Raw genomic sequence first — 20,258 nt, 5'->3', positions numbered from 1 at the left:
CCTTTCGATTCGACGGCGCTCTTGGCCGGATGGGAGGAGAAGGGGAAACAGGGGATTACCGAAATTTGAACCAGCAATAGACCAGTGCATTGACGGTAAGCGAGAGCACGAAAAGCGGCATCGCTTCGACCGGTGGCGCAAGACTGGCGCGTGCGAGGACCCACCACATTGGGCACGGGACAACGAAGGCATAGAAGCCCGCGAGGCCGGCGATCTGATAGGCCATACGCTCGTGATCGTCGATCGTGCGGTGGTAGATAATCAAGGCGGAGACCAGGCCGATCAACCACAGCGCAGAGAGCCCGATCGCCAGCGTCGGCGTCATTGCGCTGTCGCTCATCAGATCGGTGTCTCCGTTCGCTTGGAGCATGATCGCCGATACCAGCCCGAGCGTTCCGGCGAGGACGAGGCCAATCCAATAAAGCCGTTTGCGCGGCGACCATTGCCGGAACCAGTCCGCGTGACGGCGCACGTAAAGGGCGAAAGCGGCTGCGCCGAGCCCGATGGCAATCATTGCGCCGGCCCAGGGGGCGAGCGCCGGGTGGCCGAGTTCGGCGCGTGTTTCGCTATACCCGGCAAAGGCGCCGGCAAGCATCGCCGTGCCCACGAAGATGGCTATCGGCCAACCCATCCCGGGAATGCGGCGGCGCTGCGGATCGTTCGTCATTATCTTATCCTTCATGGCCGTCATCGAAAATTTCCTCGATCGGCATTTCGAACAGGCGCGCGAGCTTGAAGGCGAGCGGCAGCGACGGGTCGTATTTCCCCGTCTCGATCGCGTTGACCGCCTGCCGCGATACGTCGAGCCGGTCCGCCAGTTCGGCCTGACTCCAGTTCCGCATCGCGCGCAGCACTTTCAATTTGTTGTTCATTGGCGCCTCGGCAGAATGTCACCCGGATGGTCATCGTCTCCTATAAACATCGAAATGTCTTGGGAGGGGAGCTCTTTATCCGGATGACGAATGAAATAGCCGATCGCCGGGCAAGGACTGGAGCGCCGCTGCCGCGCGCGCTCCAGCCCAGGTCGCCGGCCGTCACCGGGGAGGCCCGGCCGAAACGAAAGCTGGCGCTGGCCACGGGTGGTTCAGCGGCTGGTCTCGACGATCAACAGCGCGAGCTGCGTCCCGTCCTGGGCGCGGGCGATCGCGCGGGCCGCCTTGTGATCGGCATCGGCCAGCGCCGTGGCGACGCAGGCCGCCTCGTCCGCGCGGGCGGCGGCACCGCGATGCGCGCTATTACACGCGCGGCGCACGGCATTCCTGATGCGCAAGTCGAGGCGCTCGCGGCCCGCGGTACGTGTCAGGTTGAGGTCGTCGGTGCGCACGTTGGCGACGACCGTCTCGGTTTCGGCGGCGACGGCGGGCGCGCCCGCAGCAGCGAGCGACAACGTGAGGATGAGCGTACGGGTGATCATATCTGGTCTCCTTGGATTGCGGATCGTCATGTTTGCCTGTCTTGGTGTCATGTATGCATGACTATATGTCGCGATTCGCTGACTATGTCAATAAGACCTGACAAAAAGTTCTGAAGACCTGACTAGGACGCAACTTTTCGCACTGTGGCGAACGGCGCGGAGCCTTGACCATGCGGCGTCGCTGGGCCAATGCGGCGGCGATTTTTGCACCTGCGAAGGATATTGCGGCCGTGGCCGACGGGGCGGACAAGACACCACTCAGCTTTCAGGACATGATCCTGACGCTGCACAATTACTGGAGCGCACGCGGCTGCGCCATTTTGCAGCCCTATGACATGCGCGTGGGGGCGGGGACGTTCCACCCCGCGACGACGCTGCGCAGCCTTGGTCCCGAGCCGTGGAACGTCGCCTATGTCCAGCCGAGCCGCCGGCCCACGGATGGTCGCTATGGCGAGAACCCGAACCGGCTCCAGCATTATTACCAATATCAGGTGATCCTGAAGCCGTCGCCGGCCGACCTGCAGGAGCAGTATCTGGGAAGCCTTGCCGCAATCGGCATCGATCCGTTGCTCCACGACATCCGCTTCGTCGAGGACGACTGGGAATCGCCGACGCTCGGCGCGTGGGGGCTGGGCTGGGAAGTCTGGTGCGACGGGATGGAAGTCACCCAGTTCACCTATTTCCAGCAGATGGGCGGCTTCGACTGCAAGCCCGTCGCAGGCGAGCTGACCTACGGGCTCGAACGCCTCGCGATGTATATCCAGAATGTCGATAATGTGTACGACCTGCGCTTCTCCGACGCGGTCGGGGATGTCGCGGCGGTCAGCTATGGCGACGTGTTTCTGGAGAATGAACGCCAGTTCTCGAAATGGAATTTCGAGGTCGCCGATACCGACACGCTCTTTGCGGGCTTCAAGGCGGCCGCAGATGAGTGCCAGCGTGCGATCGAAGCGGGCGTGCCGCTCGCGGCCTATGACCAGGCGATCGAGGCGAGCCATTTGTTCAACCTGCTCCAGGCGCGCGGCGTGATCAGCGTGCAGGAGCGCGCCAATTATATGGCGCGCGTCCGCGACCTCGCGAAGGGCAGCTGCAAAGCGTGGATCGACAGCCAGTCCGAGCGCTGGACCGAAAAATATCCGGGGTGGACGCTGTGACCGACTTTCTTCTCGAACTGCGCAGCGAGGAAATTCCGGCGCGGATGCAGGCCGCCGCACGCGCCGAACTCGAAAAGCTGTTCCGCGCGCAACTCAGCGCCGCCGGCCTCGAAGCGGGCGACCTCACCATCTGGTCGACCCCGCGCCGCCTTGCGCTGATCGCGAAGGGCCTTCCCGAGGCGACCGCAGCGGTCAGCGAGGAGCTCAAAGGCCCGCGCAGCAACGCGCCGCCGCAGGCACTCGAAGGCTTCCTGCGCAAGACCGGCCTGACGCAGGACCAGCTTGAAGATCGCGACGGCGTGTATTTCGCCGTCATCGACAAACCCGGCCGCGCGACCGCCGAGGTATTGGCCGAAGCGATCCCCGCAATCGTCCGCGCCTTCGCCTGGCCCAAGTCGATGCGCTGGGGCAAGGCGAGCGCGAGCAGCGAAAGCCTGCGCTGGGTGCGTCCGCTCTCGGGGATCGTCGCGATTTTCGGCGAGGAACTGGTGCCGTGCGAGGTCGGTGGCATCGCCAGCGGTTTCGCGACGCGCGGCCATCGCTTCCATTGCCCGGGTGAGATCACTATCGGCTCGGTATCGGACTACGCCGAGAAGCTCCGCGCCTGCCACGTCATCGTCGACCATGAGGAGCGGCAGGCAATCGTCCGCGACGGCGCCGCCAAAGCCGCGGCGGATGCCGGGCTGACGCTGGTCGAGGACGAGGGGCTGGTGATCGAGAATGCCGGGCTGACCGAATGGCCGGTCCCCTTGCTCGGCCGCTTCGACGAAGCGTTCCTCGAAGTGCCGCCCGAGGTGATCCAGCTCACCGCGCGTGTGAACCAGAAATATTTCGTCGTGAACGGCGCCGACGGCAAGCTGGCGAACGGCTTCGTCTGCACCGCGAACATCGACGCGAAGGACGGCGGCGCTGAGATCGTCGCGGGCAACCGCAAGGTGCTGGCGGCGCGCCTGTCCGACGCACGCTTCTTCTGGGAACAGGACCAGAAGAAGACGCTCGCGCAGCACGCCGAAAAGCTCGCGAACATCACCTTCCACGAAAAGCTCGGCACCGTTGCCGACAAGGTCGAGCGCGTCGCGAAGCTCGCCGAATGGCTGGCGAGCGAAGGCATCGTCCCGAACTGCGACCCTGCACTCGCGCGGCAGGCGGCCGAGCTGGCGAAGGCCGATCTCGTTACCGAGATGGTCGGCGAATTCCCTGAATTGCAGGGCCTGATGGGCGGCTATTACGCCCGCGCCGAAGGCCTGCCTGATGCGGTCGCCGACGCAATCCGCGACCATTACAAGCCGGTCGGGCAGGGCGATGATGTGCCAACGGCTCCGGTGACGGTGGCTGTGGCGCTGGCGGATAAGCTGGACACTTTAGGCGCATTCTGGGCCGCGGATGAAAAGCCGACAGGTTCCAAGGATCCGTTTGCCCTCCGTCGTGCAACCATTTCCATCGAAAGCCTCATTATTCAGAATGGATTGAGGTTCGGCCTCTTGCCAATTCTGGATATGGCAACCCAAGCGGGCGGTACTGCCATTACGAATGCTAGCAAGGTTCGGGTGCGACGGGCCATGGATGCTGCCAAAGCAGAGGGGCTCGGTGTTATGGCAGTGACGGGCGGCAATGCTGTCGGGTTGAAGCCATTTGGGCAGTATTCGATGGCTTTCGACACTAGAGCTCATGACCTCCTCGACTTCTTCGCTGACCGCCTCAAAGTCCAGCAGCGCGAAGCCGGTGTCCGTCACGACCTGATTGACGCGGTGTTCGCACTCGGCGGCGAGGACGATCTCGTTCGCTTGCTTGCCCGCGTGAAAGCTCTGCAGGCGTTCATGGCAACCGAGGACGGGACAAATTTGCTCGCGGGGTACAAGCGTGCGGCGAATATCCTGAAGCAGGCCGGCGAGGTGAGCGGCATCGCTGCCACGACGCCGCCGACCGATGCCGACGCGGCGCTGCTCGCCGCGCTCGATGCCGCCGAGCCTGCGGCGTCCGCCGCGGTTGCCGAAGAACGCTTCACCGACTCGATGGCCGCGCTGGCGTCGCTCCGTGCGCCGATCGATGCCTTTTTCGACGGCGTGATGGTCAACGACCCCGACGAAGCGGTTCGCGCCTATCGCCTGGGCTTGCTCGCGCGATTTACCGGCGCGGTGCATGGCGTCGCCGATTTCTCTAAGATCGAGGGCTGACGTTACGGCAGCTTTGCAGCGAACGAAGTAAAACTGAATCGACGATAACAATAGTCCACCCTATCCAGCCGCAACCTCCTCCCCGGGGCAGCAGGAGCATATGATGACGAAGATGGTGCATTTGTTCGGCGGCGCGGCCACCACGGCCGAGCGTTCGAAGGAATTGCTGGGCGGCAAGGGGTCGAACCTCGCCGAAATGGCCTCGATCGGCCTGCCGGTGCCCCCGGGCTTTACGATCACCACCGACGTCTGCACCGCTTATTATGCAAACGGCGAACAATTCCCCGCCGGGCTGGTCGAGGATGTCGCTGCGGGCATCGCGCATATCGAGGGCATCACCGGCAAGACGTTCGGCGATCCCGCCGACCCCTTGCTCGTCTCGGTCCGTTCGGGCGCGCGCGTGTCGATGCCGGGGATGATGGACACCGTCCTCAACCTCGGGCTCAACGACCGCACCGTGGTCGGCCTGTCCGAAGCGTCGGGCGACCCGCGCTTCGCATGGGATAGCTATCGCCGCTTCGTCCAGATGTACGCCGATGTCGTCATGGGCCTCGACCATGCCGAGTTCGAGGAGGCGCTGGAAATCGCCAAGGAAGACAAGGGCTTTTTCCTCGATACCGAGATGTCGGCGGAAGACTGGCAGGCGCTCGTCAAGGAATATCAGGCGATCGTCGAGCGCGAGACCGGCGCGCCTTTCCCGCAGGAACCGAACGACCAGCTGTGGGGCGCGGTCGGCGCGGTGTTCGCAAGCTGGGAAAGCGACCGCGCGAAAGTCTATCGCCGCCTGAACTCGATCCCCGCCGAATGGGGGACCGCGGTCAATGTGCAGGCGATGGTGTTCGGCAATATGGGCGACACCTCGGCCACGGGCGTCGCCTTCACGCGTGACCCCGCGACCGGCGAGCGCGCCTGGTACGGCGAATGGCTGATCAACGCGCAGGGCGAGGACGTCGTCGCGGGCATCCGCACGCCGCAATATCTTACGAAGGTTGCGCGCGAAAAGGCGGGCGCCAAGCCAGCCTCGATGGAAGAAGCGATGCCTGAGACCTTTGGCGAGCTCGGCCGCGTCTTCGACACGCTCGAAACGCATTACCGCGATATGCAGGACATCGAGTTCACCGTCGAGCGCGGGACTTTGTGGATGCTGCAGACGCGCAGCGGCAAGCGCACCGCCAAGGCGGCGCTGAAGATCGCAGTCGATATGGCGGCCGAGGGGCTGATCACCGAAGAAGAAGCGGTTGGCCGCGTCGATCCGGGCGCGCTCGACCAACTCCTCCATCCGACGCTTGACCCCAAGGCGCCGCGCGACGTGCTGACCAAGGGGCTGCCCGCCAGCCCCGGCGCGGCATCGGGCAAGATCATGTTCGACGCCGACAGCGCCGAAAAGGCCGCGGCGATGGGCGAGGCAGTGATCCTCGTCCGCGTCGAGACCTCGCCGGAGGACATTCACGGGATGCACGCGGCCAAGGGCATCCTCACTGCACGCGGCGGGATGACCAGCCATGCGGCTGTGGTCGCGCGCGGCATGGGGCGCCCGTGCGTCTCGGGCGCTGGCGGGCTGTCGATCGACGGTGCGGCGCGGGTGCTGCGCGTCGCCGGACGCGAGCTGCGCGAGGGCGACATATTGACGCTCGACGGATCGACCGGCGAGGTGATGGCGGGCGAGGTGCCGACCCTGCTGCCCGAACTGGTCGGCGATTTCGGCGTGCTGATGGGCTGGGCCGACAAGGTGCGCCGCATGAAGGTGCGTGCCAACGCCGAGACGCCGCAGGATGCGCAGGTCGCGCGCGACTTTGGGGCTGAGGGCATCGGGCTGTGCCGCACCGAGCATATGTTCTTCGACGCGGCGCGGATCACCGCGGTGCGCGAGATGATCCTGGCGGACAGCGAGGACGGCCGCCGCGCCGCGCTGGCCAAGCTGCTGCCGGAGCAGCGCGGCGACTTCGCCGCGATATTCGGGGTGATGGCGGGGCTGCCGGTGACGATCCGCCTGCTCGATCCGCCGCTCCACGAATTCCTGCCGACGCGTGAGGAGGATTTCGCCGACGTTGCCGCCGCCGCGGGGGTAGGCATCGAGGCGCTGAAGGCGCGCGCGAACGAGCTGCACGAGTTCAACCCGATGCTCGGGCATCGCGGCTGCCGTCTTGGCGTCACCTATCCCGAAATCTACGAGATGCAGGCGCGCGCGATCTTCGAGGCGGCGTGCGACGTCGCCGCCGAAACCGGCGCCGCGCCGATCCCCGAGGTGATGATCCCGCTGGTCGCGACGCGGCGCGAGTTCGACCTGATGAAGGCGGTGGTCGACGCGCAGGCCAAGGCGGTGTTTGCCGAAAAGGGCCGTGAGATCGCGTACCTCGTCGGCACGATGATCGAACTGCCGCGCGCCGCGCTGATGGCGGGCGAGATCGCCGAGACCGCCGAATTCTTCAGCTTCGGCACCAACGACCTCACCCAGACGACGATCGGCATCAGCCGCGACGATGCGGGCCGCTTCCTGACGCAATATGTCGACAAGGGTATCTTCCTGACCGACCCGTTCGTCAGCCTGGATGTCGAGGGCGTCGGCCAGCTGATCGAGATCGCCGCCGATCGCGGTCGCAAGACGCGCGCCGACGTCAAACTCGGCATCTGCGGCGAGCATGGCGGCGACGCGCCGAGCATCCATTTCTGCGAAAAAACCGGCCTCGACTATGTCAGCGCCTCGCCCTACCGTGTGCCCATCGCACGGCTGGCGGCAGCACAGGCGGCGCTGAAACGGGGATAGGGGACGCGTCATGAAGGGCTGGCACCGCTATGCGATCGCCGTGGTGGGCGGATTGGCGGTGGGGCTTTGCGGCGCGTGGGCGCTGACCGATGGCGGGCTCGGCGACGGAGCGATCCGTAATGGCCCGTGGACGACTTCGCTAGGCTATGGCACCAAGGCGACCGACCCGCTGACGCGGGCGATGGTTGCCCGGTCGGGGTTGCTCGCGTTGCCCGCGAAGGAAACCGTTTATTGGATGGCGAAAACCGACGCCTCGGGCGCCCGGCTCGATGGCGATTGCCGTTACAGCCTGTCAGGCGCTCCGCTCGACGCGCGCTGGTGGAGCATCACTGTCTATGACGACAGCGGCTATCTCGTCGACAATCCAGCACGCCTATGGTCGGTAAATGGCGCCAATGTCGCGCTCGATACAAAAAACGAATGGCGCGTGACGATTTCGCCGAACAAACCAAAGGGAGCGGCGTGGCTACCCGTGATCAAGGGGCGGGCCTTTCAATTGACGCTGCGCATGTACAACCCCGGCGACGCGTTCCGCGCCGCGCCGGAAAAGGCGACGCTTCCCCGTCTCGTGAAAGAGGCGTGTTGACATGCGCAACTGGTTCGGTCCGGTCCTTCTCGGCCTGATTGTCGCCGCGGCGACGATGTGGGCCGCGATCCTGTACCTCCCTTATGGCCTGATGGACATCGCCATGAATCGACTGGGGCAGGGCGGCATCAATAGTATGTCGCACGGCAATCTCGCCACGCCCGAGCGTCAGCCCGTCGTGCGGCCGAGCCCCGATCTGGCCTATTCCAGCTGCCCCTATGACCTGTCGCAAGGCCCGCTGGCGATCGATGTGGTGCCGGTTCCGGGCCGCTACAGCTCGCTTAGCCTGTTCGACGCCGCAACCGACGTGATTTTCGTGCGCAACGATGTCGAAGCGGCAGGCAAACCCTATCGAATCATTGTCGCGCGCGAGGGGCAGGTGGTGCCTGCGGGCGCCGAAATTGTCCGGACGGATCAAGATCGCGGCATTGCGCTGATCCGGCTTCTGCTCAGGGAGCCCGCCGAAATCGGCGCGCTCGACGCGGCGCGCCGCCAATCGTCGTGCCGGACGGTCATAAATCCGAAATAGGGGGTTGCGCCTCCGCGCGGTGAGTCCTAAAGGCGCCTCTCCACGCACCCGTAGCTCAGCTGGATAGAGCATCAGACTACGAATCTGAGGGTCGGACGTTCGAATCGTTCCGGGTGCGCCATTTCTCTTTCACTGCTGGATTAGCGTCTGTTTATTGCGCGCGATGATCCGTGCGGCACCCTTCATCTGCGCCGGGATTGACTCCGGGGCGCTATGCGAAGGCGGCGCAAACCGCTGCGGCCGCGCGGGCAATCTCGACGAGCTGCGACAGTTGAAAATATTCGCAAATGAGGTTGATGGGGCGCAACGCCCAGTATCGGCGCATAGCTATGCCCTGTTGCATCGCCCGGACCTGTGCGACATTTCCGCAATCGCATCGGCCGCGCGCAACGGTAAGGGAGAGTCATGAGCGAAAAAATCGTCACGGTGGATATCGGCGGCACGCACGCGCGGTTTGCGATCGCGGAGATCGAAGGTGGACGCGTCCTCTCGCTCGGCGAGGCGACGACGCTGCATACAAAGGATCATGCAAGCTTCCAGACCGCGTGGCAGGATTTCGAGCGCCAGCAGGGCGGTGCGCTGCCGCGTGCCGTCGCGATTGCCATCGCCGGGCCGACGCGCGGCGACATCATCCGTTTCACCAACAATCCGTGGATCATCCGTCCGGCGCTGATCGGCGAAAAGCTTGGTGTCGACCATAATGTGCTGGTCAATGATTTCGAGGCTGTCGGGCATGCCGTGGCGCAGGCCGATGAAAGTTATTTCGAGCGGCTTACCGGCCCTGACGAGCCGCTGCCGACCATCGGCACGATCACGGTTATCGGTCCTGGCACCGGACTCGGTGTGGCGCATGTCTGGCGTGATGGCGCCGAGTACCGTGTGCAGGCGACAGAGGGCGGACATATCGATTTCGCGCCGCTCGATAGCATCGAGGATGCGATCCTCGCGCGGCTGCGCAAACGGCACCGGCGCGTGTCGATCGAACGGATCGTGTCCGGGCCGGGCATCGTCGATATCTATGAAACGCTCGCCGCGCTCGAGGGGCGTGCGATCCCACGGCTCGACGACAAGGCGATCTGGACCAGCGCGCTGAGCGGCGGCGACAGCCTTGCCGCGGCGGCGGTCGATCGCTTTTGCCTGTCGCTGGGCAGCGTCGCGGGCGACTTGGCGCTGGCGCAGGGCGCGAGCGGGGTCGTCGTTGCAGGCGGTCTCGGCCTTCGCATCCGTGACAGCCTCGTGCGTTCGGGCTTTCCCGAACGCTTTATCGAAAAGGGACGGTTCGAGGGCTTTATGTCGGCGCTGCCGGTCAAGCTTATCACCCACCCGCAGCCGGGGCTGTTCGGCGCTGCGGCGGCGTTCGCGCGCCGCCATGCCTGAGATTCCGCTGGCGCAAACGCGCTAAAACCGGCAGCAAGAGGCATGTCCTCGCGCCCCGTCCTCGGCATCATCGCTTGCAACCGCATGGTTGGCACCGAGCTCGCGCAGGTGGTGATGAACCGCTATGCGACCGCGGCGATGCGGCATGCCGATTGCGCGGCGCTGATAATTCCTTCCTTGCCCGATTATATGCGCGCCGCCGAAATTGTCGGGAGGCTCGATGGCGTGCTGCTGACCGGGACTCCATCGAATATAGCGCCTGAGCTTTACGGCGATCCGGCCGACGGCGACGGGCCCTTCGATCCCGACCGCGACCGGATGATGGCCGAACTGGTCGAGGCGGTCATTGCGGCGCGGCGGCCGCTGTTCGGCATCTGTCGCGGCTTTCAGGAAATCAACGTCGCGCTGGGCGGGACGCTGCGGCGCGACACGTCGGCGAGCGAGGAACTTCTCCATCACCACGCCCCTGATGGCGTCAGCTTCGAAGGCATGTTCGATCATCATCACAAGGTCGAACTGGTGGGCGGTGGCATGCTCGCCTTGGCCTATAAAAAGCCGTCGCTCGAGGTGAACTCGGTCCATTACCAGGGGGTGGGGACGCTGGCCGAAGGATTGCGGGTCGAAGCGCGCGCGCCCGACGGGCTGGTCGAAGCCTATAGCGCGCGGCCGAACGGCGCCCCTTTGCTCGCGGTGCAGTGGCACCCCGAATGGGCGACCGACGGCAACAACGACAGCCAGACCTATTTTCACCTCCTCGGACGTGCGTTAAGAGGCGAATTATGAACCGCCGCGTCACCCGCTATGACCGCTATCTCGCGCGGATCAGTTTCTCGCCCTGATTTTCGGACCCGGTTTCTTTCGGTTTCCATACAATCAGGAGTAAATTTCATGCCTCGCAATCACGATATCGCCGAACTGCGCCGCCTCGACGTCGCGCATCATCTTCCCGCACAGGCCGACTGGGCCGAAATCGAAAAGCTCGGTGGCAGCCGGATCATCACCCATGCGGAGGGCGTTTACATCACCGACGGTGACGGCCACCGCATCCTCGACGGTATGGCAGGCCTGTGGTGCGTCAACGTCGGTTATGGACGTGAGGAGCTGGCCGAGGCAGCGGCGGCGCAAATGCGCGAGTTGCCTTTTTACAACACCTTCTTCAAGACCGCGACGCCACCGACGGTGACGCTGGCGGCGAAGATTGCCTCGCTTACCGGCAATCGCCTGCCGCATATCTTCTTCAACGCCTCGGGCAGCGAAGCCAATGACACGGTGTTCCGCATGGTGCGCCATTATTGGAAGCTGAAGGGGGAACCCAAGCGTACTGTCTTTATCAGCCGCTGGAACGCCTATCACGGATCGACCGTCGCGGGCGTTTCGCTGGGGGGCATGAAGGCGATGCACGCGCAGGGCGACCTGCCGATACCCGGCGTCGAACATGTCCGCCAGCCCTATTATTTCGGCGAAGGGCAGGGGATGACCGAGGAGGAATTCTGCGACGCCTGTGTGCAGGCGATCGAGGACAAGATCCTTGAGGTCGGCCCCGAAAATTGCGCCGCCTTCATTGGCGAGCCGGTGCAGGGCGCCGGCGGCGTGATCATTCCGCCCAAGGGCTATTGGCCGAAGGTCGAGGCAGTGGTGCGCAAATATGGCCTGCTGCTTGTCGCCGATGAGGTGATCTGCGGTTTCGGGCGCACCGGCAAGATGTGGGGACATGAGACGATGGGTTTCACGCCCGACCTGATGCCGATGGCGAAGGGCCTGTCGTCGGGATATCTGCCGATCTCGGCGACCGCGGTGGCGAGCCATGTCGTCGACGTGCTCAAGACCGGCGGCGATTTCGTGCATGGCTTCACCTATTCGGGGCACCCGGTCGCCGCGGCGGTCGCGCTCAAGAATATCGAGATTATCGAGCGCGAAGGTCTCGTCGAGCGCACGGGCAGCGTCACCGGCCCGCATCTGGCGAAGGCGCTGGCGACGCTGAACGATCACCCGATCGTCGGTGAGACGCGCTCGGTGGGGCTGCTGGGCGCGGTCGAGATCGTTGCCGACAAGGAAACGCGTGCACGCTTTGGCGGCGCCGAGGGGACCGCGGGACCGATGGCGCGCGACGCGTGTATCGCGAACGGGCTGATGGTGCGCGGTATCCGCGACAGCCTGGTCATGTGCCCGCCGCTGATCATCACCACCGAGCAGATCGACGAGATGGTTGCCATCATCCGCAAATCCTTGGATGAGGTGATGCCCAAGCTCCGCGCGCTCTAGGAAGGAAGACCAAGCCCCTATGCCCTCAGGCCTTTTTGCCCTGCTCGACGATATTGCGACTATCGCCAAGGTCGCAGCCGCGAGCATCGACGATATCGGCGCCGCGGCGTCGAAGGCCGGGGTCAAGGCGGCGGGGGTGGTCGTCGACGATACCGCGGTGACGCCGCGCTACGTCACCGGCTTCACTCCCGACCGCGAACTGCCGATCATCTGGCGGATCACCAAGGGGTCGATCTTCAACAAGCTGGTGCTGATCCTGCCCGCTTTGCTGCTGCTGTCGGCGGTCGCGCAATGGGCGATCACGCCGCTGTTGATGATCGGCGGAGCCTATCTCTGTTTCGAGGGGGCAGAGAAGGTGCTGCACTCGCTTCAGAAGGACAAGACGAGCCTTGCCGAAGATGCGGCGATCGTCGCCGACCAGGACCACGAAGAGGCGATGGTGAAGGGCGCGGTGCGGACCGACTTCATCCTTTCGGCCGAGATCATGGTGATCGCGTTGAACGAAGTGCTCGACGAGCATTTCGCGATGCGCGCCGCGACGCTCGCGGTGGTCGCGGTCGCGATCACCATCGCGGTTTACGGCGTCGTCGGCCTGATCGTGAAGATGGACGATATCGGCCTGCACATGGCGAAGGAAGGGAGCAGCGCGCGCCGCGCGATCGGGCGCGGGCTTGTGACCTTCATGCCCAAACTGCTTTCGGCGCTGGCGCTGATCGGCACCGCGGCGATGCTGTGGGTCGGGGGGCAGATTTTCCTGCACGGGCTCGACGAATATCACATCGGCAATATCGGCCACGGGCTGCACGATTTCGCGCACTCGGTCGCGGGCGGGCTGCCCGGTGCGGGCGTGTGGGAATGGCTGATCAACGCGGGCGGTGCGGGCGTGTTCGGGCTGCTGCTCGGCGGCGTGATCGTCGGTGTGCTGCACATGCTGCCGGGGAAGAAGGCGGCGCACTAATCTGGTCATCCCGGACTTGATCCGGGGGCCATGACTTCGCCGCCGCAATGGATCCCGGATCAAGTCCGTGGTGACGAAGAAGGGCCTTAAAGCCACAAAAACCCCGCATGTGCGCGACGAAACTGTGTCCTTTGTGGCTTTAGGCGGACGGGCGATGCGGTTCGAATGGACGAGGAGAAAGAGCCAGGTCGAAGGCTCTCACACCAACATAATGTAGGAAAGCGCTTTTTCCGGCGCGGCGGTCAGCCGAGCAACACCACCGGGCTGTCGGCGCGCCAATGCATGCTGACCTTGTCGTCCCAGGTAAAATCCTCCTGGTCGTGACGCGAGAGGTTCGGGCGCGAGACGCGGATACGCGCGCCGGTTTCGAGCTCGATTTCGAACAGGGTGATGTCGCCGAGATAGGACATGCCCTTGATCTTGCCGCGCGCGAAATTGTGGCCGTCGGGTGCGTCCTGCGCTGCAGCGGTGACCGCCTTGCCCGCGCCGGGGACGTGGAGATAGATTTTCTCGGGCCGTAGCGCGACCCAGACGTCGGCGCCGTGCGGACCGGTGACGCCGTGGTTGAGATAGACCTTGCCGAGACCCGGGCAGTCGACCGCTGCCTTGTCGGGTTCGTCGAGCGTCAGCTTGCCTTCGAAGATGTTCACCGACCCGACGAAATCGGCGACAAAGCGATTGGCGGGATATTCATAGAGGTCCGACGGCGCCGCGAGCTGCGATACATCGCCCTTGTTGATCACCGCGATGCGGCACGCCATCGACAGCGCTTCGTCCTGGTCGTGGGTGACGGTGACGAAGGTGATGCCGACCTTTTCCTGCAATTCCGAAAGCTCGAACTGCATCTGCGCGCGGAGTTTGGCATCGAGCGCCGACAGCGGTTCGTCGAGCAGCAGCACCTTGGGCCGCATGACGAGACTGCGCGCGAGCGCGACGCGCTGGCGCTGCCCGCCCGACATCTGGTCGGGCATGCGGCTCTCGAACCCCCCAAGCTTGACCAGATCGAGCGCTTCGGCGACGCGATCCTTGACTTCGCCGCCTTTGACGCCCGCAATCTTGAGGCCATAGGCGACATTGTCGGCGACGCTCATGTGCGGGAATACGGCGTAGCTCTGGAACACCATGTTCACCGGACGTTTGTTCGGCGGGATGCCCGCCATATCCTGACCGTCGATGAGGATGCGGCCCTCGGTGGGCAGTTCGAACCCGGCGATCATGCGCAGCAGCGTCGTTTTGCCGCAGCCCGACGGGCCGAGGAGGACGAAAAATTCGCCCGCGTTGATGTCGAGGCTGACATTGTCGACCGCGGTCACCTTGCCAAAGCGTTTCGAGACATTCTGGATCTGGATGATCGGTTTGGTGGGATCGGTCATGGTCAGTGGGTTTCCGCAATGGCTTTCACGCCCTGGGCCTTGAGTGCGATGAAGGTCAGGACGACGGTCAGGACGATGAGCAAGGTCGAGGCGGCGTTGACCTCGGGCGTCACCGAGAAGCGGACCATCGAATAGACTTTCACGGGGAAAGTGATCGTGTCGGGGCCGCTGGTGAAATAGGTGATGACGAAATCGTCGAGGCTCAATGTGAAGGACAGCAGCGCGCCCGCGACGAGCGCGGGCTTGATGTGCGGGATCAGCACGTCGCGGAACACCTGCCACTCGCTCGCGCCGAGGTCCTTGGCGGCTTCTTCCTGTTCGCGGTTGAAGGTCGCGAGGCGCGACCGCACGACCATCGTTACGAAGGGGAAGCAGAAAGTGATATGCGCGATGGTGATTGCACCGAGGTTGAACGGCCAAACGAGATCGGTCGGCCAGCCGACCGCGGCAAAGAACATCAGGAAGGCGACGCCCAGGCATATTTCGGGAACGATGATCGGTAGCGAGATGGTACCGTCGACTGCGCCCTTCAGCGGAAAGCGGAAGCGCCATAGCATCACTGCCGCGACGGCGCCGAGCGCGAGGCTGGCGATCGTCGCGAGCGCCGCGATGGTCAGCGAATTGAGCAGCGCCTCGACCAGTTGGTCGTTGCCGAGCGCCTTCTCGTAATATTTGGTGGTGAAGCCGCGCCACACGACGTTGCGCTTGCTGTCGTTGAAGCTGAAGATCACGAGCACGATCAGCGGTGCATAGAGGAACAGCATCACCGCGCCGACCCACAGGCGCATCCATAGCGTGCGGCTATATTCGAGCGGTGCGATCGGCGTGCGGGCGAAGAGCGCCATCAGCTTGCCTCCGGCACTTTCTTGCGCATCGATTGCAGCGCGATCAGGATGAACATCGCGTATATGAGCAGGAAGGAGAGGGCCGCGCCGAAGGGCCAGTCATTCGCTTTCTTGAACTGGCGCTCGATGACGTTGGCGATCATCTGGCTGTCGGTCCCGCCCATCAGGTCGGGGGTGAGATAAGCGCCGAGCGCGGGGATCAGCGTGATCATTACACCCGCGATGATGCCCGGTGCGGCAAGCGGGACGACGATGCGCATGATCGTACGGAAATGACCCGCGCCAAGATCGAGGCTCGCCTCGATCAGGCTGCGGTCGAGCCGGTCGAGCGCAGCGTAGAGCGGCAGCACCATGAAGGGGAGGTGGACGTAGACGAGGCCGAAGACGACCGCGAAATTGTTGAAGAGAAGCTGCACCGGTTCCCACGTCGGCAGCGGTTGCAGCCCGACGAGCGTCTTGAGCCAGCTCGTCCCCTCCCACAGCGCGCCGAGCCCCTTGTTCGCGAACCCCTGCGTTCCGAGAAGCATCATCAGCGCGTAGGTGCGGATGAGCAAATTGGTCCAGAAGGGGAGCATGATGCCGAGCAGCAGCCACGGCCGCCACTTCTCGCTGGCGAAGGTGATCGCCATCGCAACGGGAAAGCCGACGATCAGGCAGATGAGGGTGACGAGCGCCGCGACCGCGAAACTCTTGCCGAAAATGGTAAGATAGAGCCACTCGGTCGCGCGCTTGTAATTTTCGAGCGTGCCCGAAATCTCGATATCGGTGAGGCCCTTGTTCTCGCCGAAACTGTACAGCCAGACGATCGCCATCGGGACGAGGAAGAAGAGCAGGACCCAGAAGAGCGTCGGCAACGATACCGCCGCGAAGACCCCCTTGTTCGTTTTCCAGTCCTGTTCGGCCACCCCCCGATGCCTCCTTCAGACCGTCAGGCCGCCCGGACCCGCGTGAAGGCTTCCTCGTAGAGCGGCTGCAATTCGGCATTGAAGCGCGCATATTCGCATTTCGCCAGCGCTTCGGCGGGCGGGAAGATGACGGGGTTGTTCTTGTAACTGTCGGGCATCAACGCCTTCGCCGCGGCGTTCGGCGTCGGGTAGAGGATCGTCTCGGTGATTTCCTTGTCGACCTGGGCGTCGAGGATATAGTTGATGAAGGCGTGGGCATTTTTCGGGTGCGGCGCGCCTTTCGGAATGCAGAGATTGTCCGAATTGAGCTGGCTCCCCTCCTTGGGGATGACGAAATCGATATCCTTGTCCTCGACCATCGCCTGCGCGATGTCGCCATTATATTCGAGCACGACGTCGCAATCGCCCTTAAGCAGCAAATCCTGCCCGTCGTCCTCGTGGAATTTCTTCACATTGGGTTTTTGCTTGATCATCATCTTTTCGATTGTCGCAATGTCCGCCGGGGTCAGCGCATTGACCGACTTGCCGAGATATTTGCCGTAGAGGCGGAACATGTCGCCCGCTTCCGAAAGCCAGGCGATGCGGCCGGCATATTCGGGGCTGTCGAACAGGACTTTCCAGCTGTCGGGCGGCGACGACACCTTCGACTTGCGATAGCCGATGCCGAGCGCGAGCCAAGTATAGGGCATCGAAAATTTGCGCTGCAGGTCATATTCGACGTTGATATAGGCGGGGTCGATATTCTTCTTGTTCGGGATCTGCGCGTGGTCGAGCGGCATGAGCATGTCCGCCTTCGCCATACGTTCGACAAAATCGTTCGAAGGGACGATCACGTCATAGCCGGGGTTGCCGGCCTTGAACTTGGCGAACAGCACGTCGTTGCTGTCGAACAGGTCCATCGTGACGTCGACGCCGGTCGCTTCCTTGAAATTGTCGAGCGTATTCTCGCCGATATAAGTGTCCCAATTGTAGAAGTTGAGCTTGGCCTCCTCGCCGTTCGCGAGCTTCTTGCCCTCGCCCTTGCTGCACGCGGCGAGCCCGCCGAAGCTGATGCCGATGGCAGCGACTCCCATTGCCTGGAGCAACGAACGGCGTCCCAGGGTTTGCTTGATCAGTTCAATCGGATCCATGTGCAGCCTCCCTGTTTGTGACGTCAAGCTGACTCAATAAAGCCGGCTTGGAAAGTGCTTTTTTGCGCCGCAGCAAGATTCCTTGAAACTTTCATGCGTTGCGCAGATACCAGTCGTAATCAAGCGTCGGAACGACGCTGAAATAATTATCCTGTTCAACCCGCTTCACGATGCTGAACATGTCGACGAAGCGGTCGCCAAGATAGTCGCGCATCAGGCCCGAGGCGTGGAAGCGGTCGACCGCGGCGAACCAGTTGGACGGCGGCTTGTCATCGCCCGAATTGTCCCGGTCATAGCCGTTGCCCACCACCGCGACGCCCGGATCGGCTTTGGTCGTCATGCCGTGATGCATGCCGGCGAGGACGGCGGCGACGGCGAGATAGGGGTTGGCATCGGCGCCGCAGGCGCGGTGCTCGACATGGCGGCTCGGCGGCGGGCCGGCGGGGATGCGGAAGGAGACGGTGCGGTTGTTGACGCCCCACGTCGGCGCGACGGGGGCATAGCTGTTCGCCTTGAAGCGGCGGTAGCTGTTCGCGTGCGGGGCGAAGAGCGCGAAAGCATCGCCGACGCTGCCGATCATCCCGCCGATCGCGTGGCGGAGCGCCGGGGTGCCTTCGGGATCGTCGCTGGCGAAGATATTGGCACCCGCGTCGTCGTCGACCGAGACGTGGATGTGCATGCCGCTGCCCGCTTGATCGGCGAAAGGCTTGGCCATGAAGGTTGCCTCGAGCCCCTGTTGCTGGGCGATCGCTTTGACGAGGCGCTTGTACATGATCGCATCGTCGCAGGCGCGCAGGGCGTCAGGCTTGTGGCGGAGAGTGAGCTCAAACTGGCCGGGCGCGAATTCGCTGATCGCGCTTTCGAGCGGCAGGTCCTGCACGTCGGTCGCGGCGTAGAGCGCGTCGAAAAAAGGGCGGAAATCGTCGAGTTCGCGCAGGCCATAGACTTCGACATTGCGCGGCGTGTCGCGGCTGTAGGCGGGGCGCGCGGGGCGGACCTTGCCGTCGCGCGCGCGGCGCGGATCGACGAGATAAAATTCGAGCTCGACCGCGAGCACGGGGGTGAGGCCGTCGGCGGTGAAGCGGTCGACGACGCGGCCGAGGACGTGGCGCGGGTCGAGGTCGTGCGGGGTGCCGTCGAGTTCGTAGAAATCGACGAGGAACTGAGCGGCATGGTCGCCGCCCCAGGGGGTGCGGACCAGCGTGCCGGGGATGGGCTTCATCGAGCGGTCGGCGTCGCCATCCTCCCACACGAGGCCAGTTTCGACGGTGTCCTGTCCGGTGATATCGACGACGGTGATCGAGCCGGGGAACATGCGCCCGCTTTCGTACACCGCGAGCACCTCATGCTGGCGGAGGCGCTTGCCGCGCGGGACGCCGCCGAAATCGGTGTAGATCATCTCGATCGAATCGACGTCGGGGTTCGCCTTGAAAAAGGCTTCGGCCTCGGACTTTGGGGCGATGACGCCAGACGACTTCGACATTCCGTGTTGCTCCTTACCCCAGTCGGTCGCGCAGCGCATACCAGAGGAGCCCCAGCGTGGCGAGCGGGCGGCGCAGCCATTTGCCGCCCGGAAAAGGCTTCGAGGGCAGGTCCGCCAGAACGTCGAAGCGCTCGGCCGTTGCCGCCATCGCTTCGGCGATCAGCTCGCCCGCGAGCGTCGTGACCAGCGCCCCGTGGCCCGAAAAGCCGTGCGCGAAAAAGACGTTCCCGCGCCGCCCGATGTGCGGCAGGCGGTTCATCGTCACCGCGACGGCGCCACCCCAGCCATAGTCGATCTTTGCGTCAGCGATCTGCGGAAACACCTCTGCCATGAACGGCCGGACGAAGGCGGCGATGTCGCGCGGCGGCGTCTGCGAATAACGCTCGCCGCCGCCAAAGATCAGCCGCTTGTCGGCCGAAAGGCGGAAATAGTTGAGGACAAACCGGCTGTCGGCGACTGCTGCGTCGCCGGGCAGCAGTTCGTCGGCGTTGGGGAGCGGTGCGGTCGCGATATTATAGTTCATGATCGGCACCGTGTAGCGGCCGAGGTCGGGTTCGACGTCGCCGATCCAGCTGTCGGTGGCATCGATGACGAAGCGTGCGTCGATGTCCGCCCAATCGGTCAGTATGCTAAGGCCGTGCGCCGTTTGCCTTATGCCATAGGCGCGCTGACCTTCCCATATATCGGCCCCCGCCGATTCGGCAGCTTCGGCAAGCCCGAGCGCATAGTTCAGCGGATGGAAGTGCCCGCCCTGACGGTCGTAGACGCCGCCGTGATAGAGCGGCGTCGCGATATGGTGCGCCAAATCCGCCTTTTCGACGACATCGCTTTGATAGCCGAAACGCCGCGCGAGATAATCCGCCTCCTGCCGCATGGCGCCGAAATCCGCCGGCGTCCATGCCGCTTCCAGATGCCCTGTTTTCAGGTCGCAATCGATGCCGTGTTTTGCGATCCGCGCCTTGACGCGATTGTCGCGCCAACAAAGGTCGAACAGCGCATCGGCACGTTCGGCTCCAAATTCGGCCTCCAGTTCCGAAGCCGTCCAGCGAAGTCCGGGAATGAGCTGTCCGCCATTGCGCCCCGATGCCCCGAAACCGATATGGTCGGCTTCCACCAAGATGACCGACAAGCCGCGTTCGGCGCAGGCCAAGGCTGCGCTCAGCCCCGTAAACCCGCCGCCTATCACGGCGACGTCGCAGCGCGTATCGCCGCGGATTTCTTTGCGCGACTGCCGCTCGGGCGCGGTTGCGGCATAATAGCTGTGCTTCAGCGGATCGGTCATTCGGTCACCGACTTCCGATCCC

General features: G+C 63.9%; 19 protein-coding genes and 1 tRNA gene. 11 read left to right on the top strand and 9 right to left on the bottom strand.

Going from position 1 to position 20,258, the window contains the following annotated elements; genetic code table 11:
* Positions 1–55: 55 nt before the first annotated feature.
* The 3 genes from ATE71_RS08525 to ATE71_RS08515 form a co-directional block, all read right to left on the bottom strand.
* On the bottom strand, positions 56–667 hold the full coding sequence (locus tag ATE71_RS08525) for a hypothetical protein (RefSeq protein WP_235587966.1): 612 nt from the start codon (positions 665–667) through the stop codon (positions 56–58).
* A 4-nt stretch (positions 668–671) separates the two neighbouring features.
* Positions 672–872 (bottom strand): helix-turn-helix transcriptional regulator, encoded by a 201-nt coding sequence (locus ATE71_RS08520; protein ID WP_058803043.1) that lies wholly within the window; start codon positions 870–872, stop codon positions 672–674.
* 212 nt (positions 873–1,084) lie between these two features.
* Positions 1,085–1,414 carry a UrcA family protein gene (locus ATE71_RS08515; RefSeq protein WP_058803042.1) on the bottom strand — a complete coding sequence of 110 codons (330 nt, stop codon included), beginning with the start codon at positions 1,412–1,414 and terminating at the stop codon, positions 1,085–1,087.
* Between the two features lie 272 nt (positions 1,415–1,686).
* On the opposite strand from ATE71_RS08515, the gene ATE71_RS08510 reads away from it, so the two are divergent.
* From ATE71_RS08510 to ATE71_RS08465, 11 genes are all read left to right on the top strand, one after another.
* Positions 1,687–2,568: a glycine--tRNA ligase subunit alpha gene (locus ATE71_RS08510; protein ID WP_058803134.1), complete on the top strand. Its 882-nt coding sequence runs from the start codon at positions 1,687–1,689 to the stop codon at positions 2,566–2,568.
* Positions 2,565–4,742, top strand: coding sequence for a glycine--tRNA ligase subunit beta (gene glyS, locus ATE71_RS08505; protein ID WP_058803133.1), 2,178 nt, complete (start codon positions 2,565–2,567; stop codon positions 4,740–4,742). Before ATE71_RS08510 ends, glyS begins: the two co-directional genes overlap by 4 nt.
* 103 nt (positions 4,743–4,845) lie before the next feature.
* Positions 4,846–7,506 carry a pyruvate, phosphate dikinase gene (gene ppdK, locus ATE71_RS08500; protein ID WP_201022934.1) on the top strand — a complete coding sequence of 887 codons (2,661 nt, stop codon included), beginning with the start codon at positions 4,846–4,848 and terminating at the stop codon, positions 7,504–7,506.
* Positions 7,507–7,516: 10 nt separating this feature from the next.
* Positions 7,517–8,092 carry a DUF1214 domain-containing protein gene (locus ATE71_RS08495; protein WP_058803040.1) on the top strand — a complete coding sequence of 192 codons (576 nt, stop codon included), beginning with the start codon at positions 7,517–7,519 and terminating at the stop codon, positions 8,090–8,092.
* Position 8,093: 1 nt separating this feature from the next.
* Positions 8,094–8,621 (top strand): DUF1254 domain-containing protein, encoded by a 528-nt coding sequence (locus tag ATE71_RS08490; protein WP_058803039.1) that lies wholly within the window; start codon positions 8,094–8,096, stop codon positions 8,619–8,621.
* 44 nt (positions 8,622–8,665) lie between these two features.
* A tRNA-Arg gene (locus ATE71_RS08485) sits at positions 8,666–8,742 on the top strand.
* A gap of 42 nt (positions 8,743–8,784) precedes the next feature.
* The gene (locus ATE71_RS22085; protein ID WP_152998702.1) at positions 8,785–9,030 is read left to right on the top strand and encodes a hypothetical protein; all 246 of its coding nucleotides are present in this window, start codon (positions 8,785–8,787) and stop codon (positions 9,028–9,030) included.
* The gene (locus ATE71_RS08480) at positions 9,027–9,998 is read left to right on the top strand and encodes a glucokinase (RefSeq protein ID WP_058803038.1); all 972 of its coding nucleotides are present in this window, start codon (positions 9,027–9,029) and stop codon (positions 9,996–9,998) included. Before ATE71_RS22085 ends, ATE71_RS08480 begins: the two co-directional genes overlap by 4 nt.
* A gap of 42 nt (positions 9,999–10,040) precedes the next feature.
* The gene (locus ATE71_RS08475; RefSeq protein ID WP_058803037.1) at positions 10,041–10,781 is read left to right on the top strand and encodes a gamma-glutamyl-gamma-aminobutyrate hydrolase family protein; all 741 of its coding nucleotides are present in this window, start codon (positions 10,041–10,043) and stop codon (positions 10,779–10,781) included.
* 105 nt (positions 10,782–10,886) lie between these two features.
* A complete protein-coding gene (locus ATE71_RS08470; RefSeq protein ID WP_058803036.1) occupies positions 10,887–12,260 on the top strand; it encodes an aspartate aminotransferase family protein in 1,374 nt (457 codons plus the stop codon).
* 19 nt (positions 12,261–12,279) lie between these two features.
* A complete protein-coding gene (locus ATE71_RS08465) occupies positions 12,280–13,218 on the top strand; it encodes a DUF808 domain-containing protein (protein ID WP_058803035.1) in 939 nt (312 codons plus the stop codon).
* Positions 13,219–13,460: 242 nt separating this feature from the next.
* On the opposite strand, the gene ATE71_RS08460 is transcribed toward ATE71_RS08465, so the two are convergent.
* The 6 genes from ATE71_RS08460 to ATE71_RS08435 form a co-directional block, all read right to left on the bottom strand.
* A complete protein-coding gene (locus tag ATE71_RS08460) occupies positions 13,461–14,591 on the bottom strand; it encodes an ABC transporter ATP-binding protein (RefSeq protein ID WP_058803034.1) in 1,131 nt (376 codons plus the stop codon).
* A 2-nt stretch (positions 14,592–14,593) separates the two neighbouring features.
* Entirely contained in the window at positions 14,594–15,436 is an 843-nt protein-coding gene (locus tag ATE71_RS08455; RefSeq protein ID WP_058803033.1) for an ABC transporter permease, read from the bottom strand.
* A complete protein-coding gene (locus tag ATE71_RS08450; RefSeq protein WP_058803032.1) occupies positions 15,436–16,341 on the bottom strand; it encodes an ABC transporter permease in 906 nt (301 codons plus the stop codon). The genes ATE71_RS08455 and ATE71_RS08450 overlap by 1 nt, the downstream gene beginning before the upstream one ends.
* Before the next feature lie 23 nt (positions 16,342–16,364).
* Positions 16,365–17,471: an ABC transporter substrate-binding protein gene (locus ATE71_RS08445; protein ID WP_058803031.1), complete on the bottom strand. Its 1,107-nt coding sequence runs from the start codon at positions 17,469–17,471 to the stop codon at positions 16,365–16,367.
* Positions 17,472–17,562: 91 nt separating this feature from the next.
* Positions 17,563–18,954 (bottom strand): glutamine synthetase family protein, encoded by a 1,392-nt coding sequence (locus ATE71_RS08440; RefSeq protein ID WP_058803030.1) that lies wholly within the window; start codon positions 18,952–18,954, stop codon positions 17,563–17,565.
* A 13-nt stretch (positions 18,955–18,967) separates the two neighbouring features.
* A complete protein-coding gene (locus ATE71_RS08435) occupies positions 18,968–20,236 on the bottom strand; it encodes an NAD(P)/FAD-dependent oxidoreductase (RefSeq protein WP_058803029.1) in 1,269 nt (422 codons plus the stop codon).
* Positions 20,237–20,258 lie beyond the last annotated feature (22 nt).

This window comes from Sphingopyxis sp. H115 (genome assembly GCF_001468465.1).
Classification (GTDB): domain Bacteria; phylum Pseudomonadota; class Alphaproteobacteria; order Sphingomonadales; family Sphingomonadaceae; genus Sphingopyxis.
Note: the sequence above shows the minus strand (reverse complement) of the source record. Positions and strands in the feature narration are given on the sequence as shown.

Excerpts from the sequence above, each read along its gene's own strand:
- ATE71_RS08525 (WP_235587966.1), bottom strand. The coding sequence starts at position 667 with ATGACGAACGATCCGCAGCGCCGCCGCATTCCCGGGATGGGTTGGCCG.
- ATE71_RS08520 (WP_058803043.1), bottom strand. The coding sequence starts at position 872 with ATGAACAACAAATTGAAAGTGCTGCGCGCGATGCGGAACTGGAGTCAG.
- ATE71_RS08515 (WP_058803042.1), bottom strand. The coding sequence starts at position 1,414 with ATGATCACCCGTACGCTCATCCTCACGTTGTCGCTCGCTGCTGCGGGC.
- ATE71_RS08510 (WP_058803134.1), top strand. The coding sequence starts at position 1,687 with ATGATCCTGACGCTGCACAATTACTGGAGCGCACGCGGCTGCGCCATT.
- ppdK (WP_201022934.1), top strand. The coding sequence starts at position 4,846 with ATGACGAAGATGGTGCATTTGTTCGGCGGCGCGGCCACCACGGCCGAG.
- ATE71_RS08495 (WP_058803040.1), top strand. The coding sequence starts at position 7,517 with ATGAAGGGCTGGCACCGCTATGCGATCGCCGTGGTGGGCGGATTGGCG.
- ATE71_RS08490 (WP_058803039.1), top strand. The coding sequence starts at position 8,094 with ATGCGCAACTGGTTCGGTCCGGTCCTTCTCGGCCTGATTGTCGCCGCG.
- ATE71_RS22085 (WP_152998702.1), top strand. The coding sequence starts at position 8,785 with ATGATCCGTGCGGCACCCTTCATCTGCGCCGGGATTGACTCCGGGGCG.
- ATE71_RS08480 (WP_058803038.1), top strand. The coding sequence starts at position 9,027 with ATGAGCGAAAAAATCGTCACGGTGGATATCGGCGGCACGCACGCGCGG.
- ATE71_RS08475 (WP_058803037.1), top strand. The coding sequence starts at position 10,041 with ATGTCCTCGCGCCCCGTCCTCGGCATCATCGCTTGCAACCGCATGGTT.
- ATE71_RS08470 (WP_058803036.1), top strand. The coding sequence starts at position 10,887 with ATGCCTCGCAATCACGATATCGCCGAACTGCGCCGCCTCGACGTCGCG.
- ATE71_RS08465 (WP_058803035.1), top strand. The coding sequence starts at position 12,280 with ATGCCCTCAGGCCTTTTTGCCCTGCTCGACGATATTGCGACTATCGCC.
- ATE71_RS08460 (WP_058803034.1), bottom strand. The coding sequence starts at position 14,591 with ATGACCGATCCCACCAAACCGATCATCCAGATCCAGAATGTCTCGAAA.
- ATE71_RS08455 (WP_058803033.1), bottom strand. The coding sequence starts at position 15,436 with ATGGCGCTCTTCGCCCGCACGCCGATCGCACCGCTCGAATATAGCCGC.
- ATE71_RS08445 (WP_058803031.1), bottom strand. The coding sequence starts at position 17,471 with ATGGATCCGATTGAACTGATCAAGCAAACCCTGGGACGCCGTTCGTTG.
- ATE71_RS08440 (WP_058803030.1), bottom strand. The coding sequence starts at position 18,954 with ATGTCGAAGTCGTCTGGCGTCATCGCCCCAAAGTCCGAGGCCGAAGCC.
- ATE71_RS08435 (WP_058803029.1), bottom strand. The coding sequence starts at position 20,236 with ATGACCGATCCGCTGAAGCACAGCTATTATGCCGCAACCGCGCCCGAG.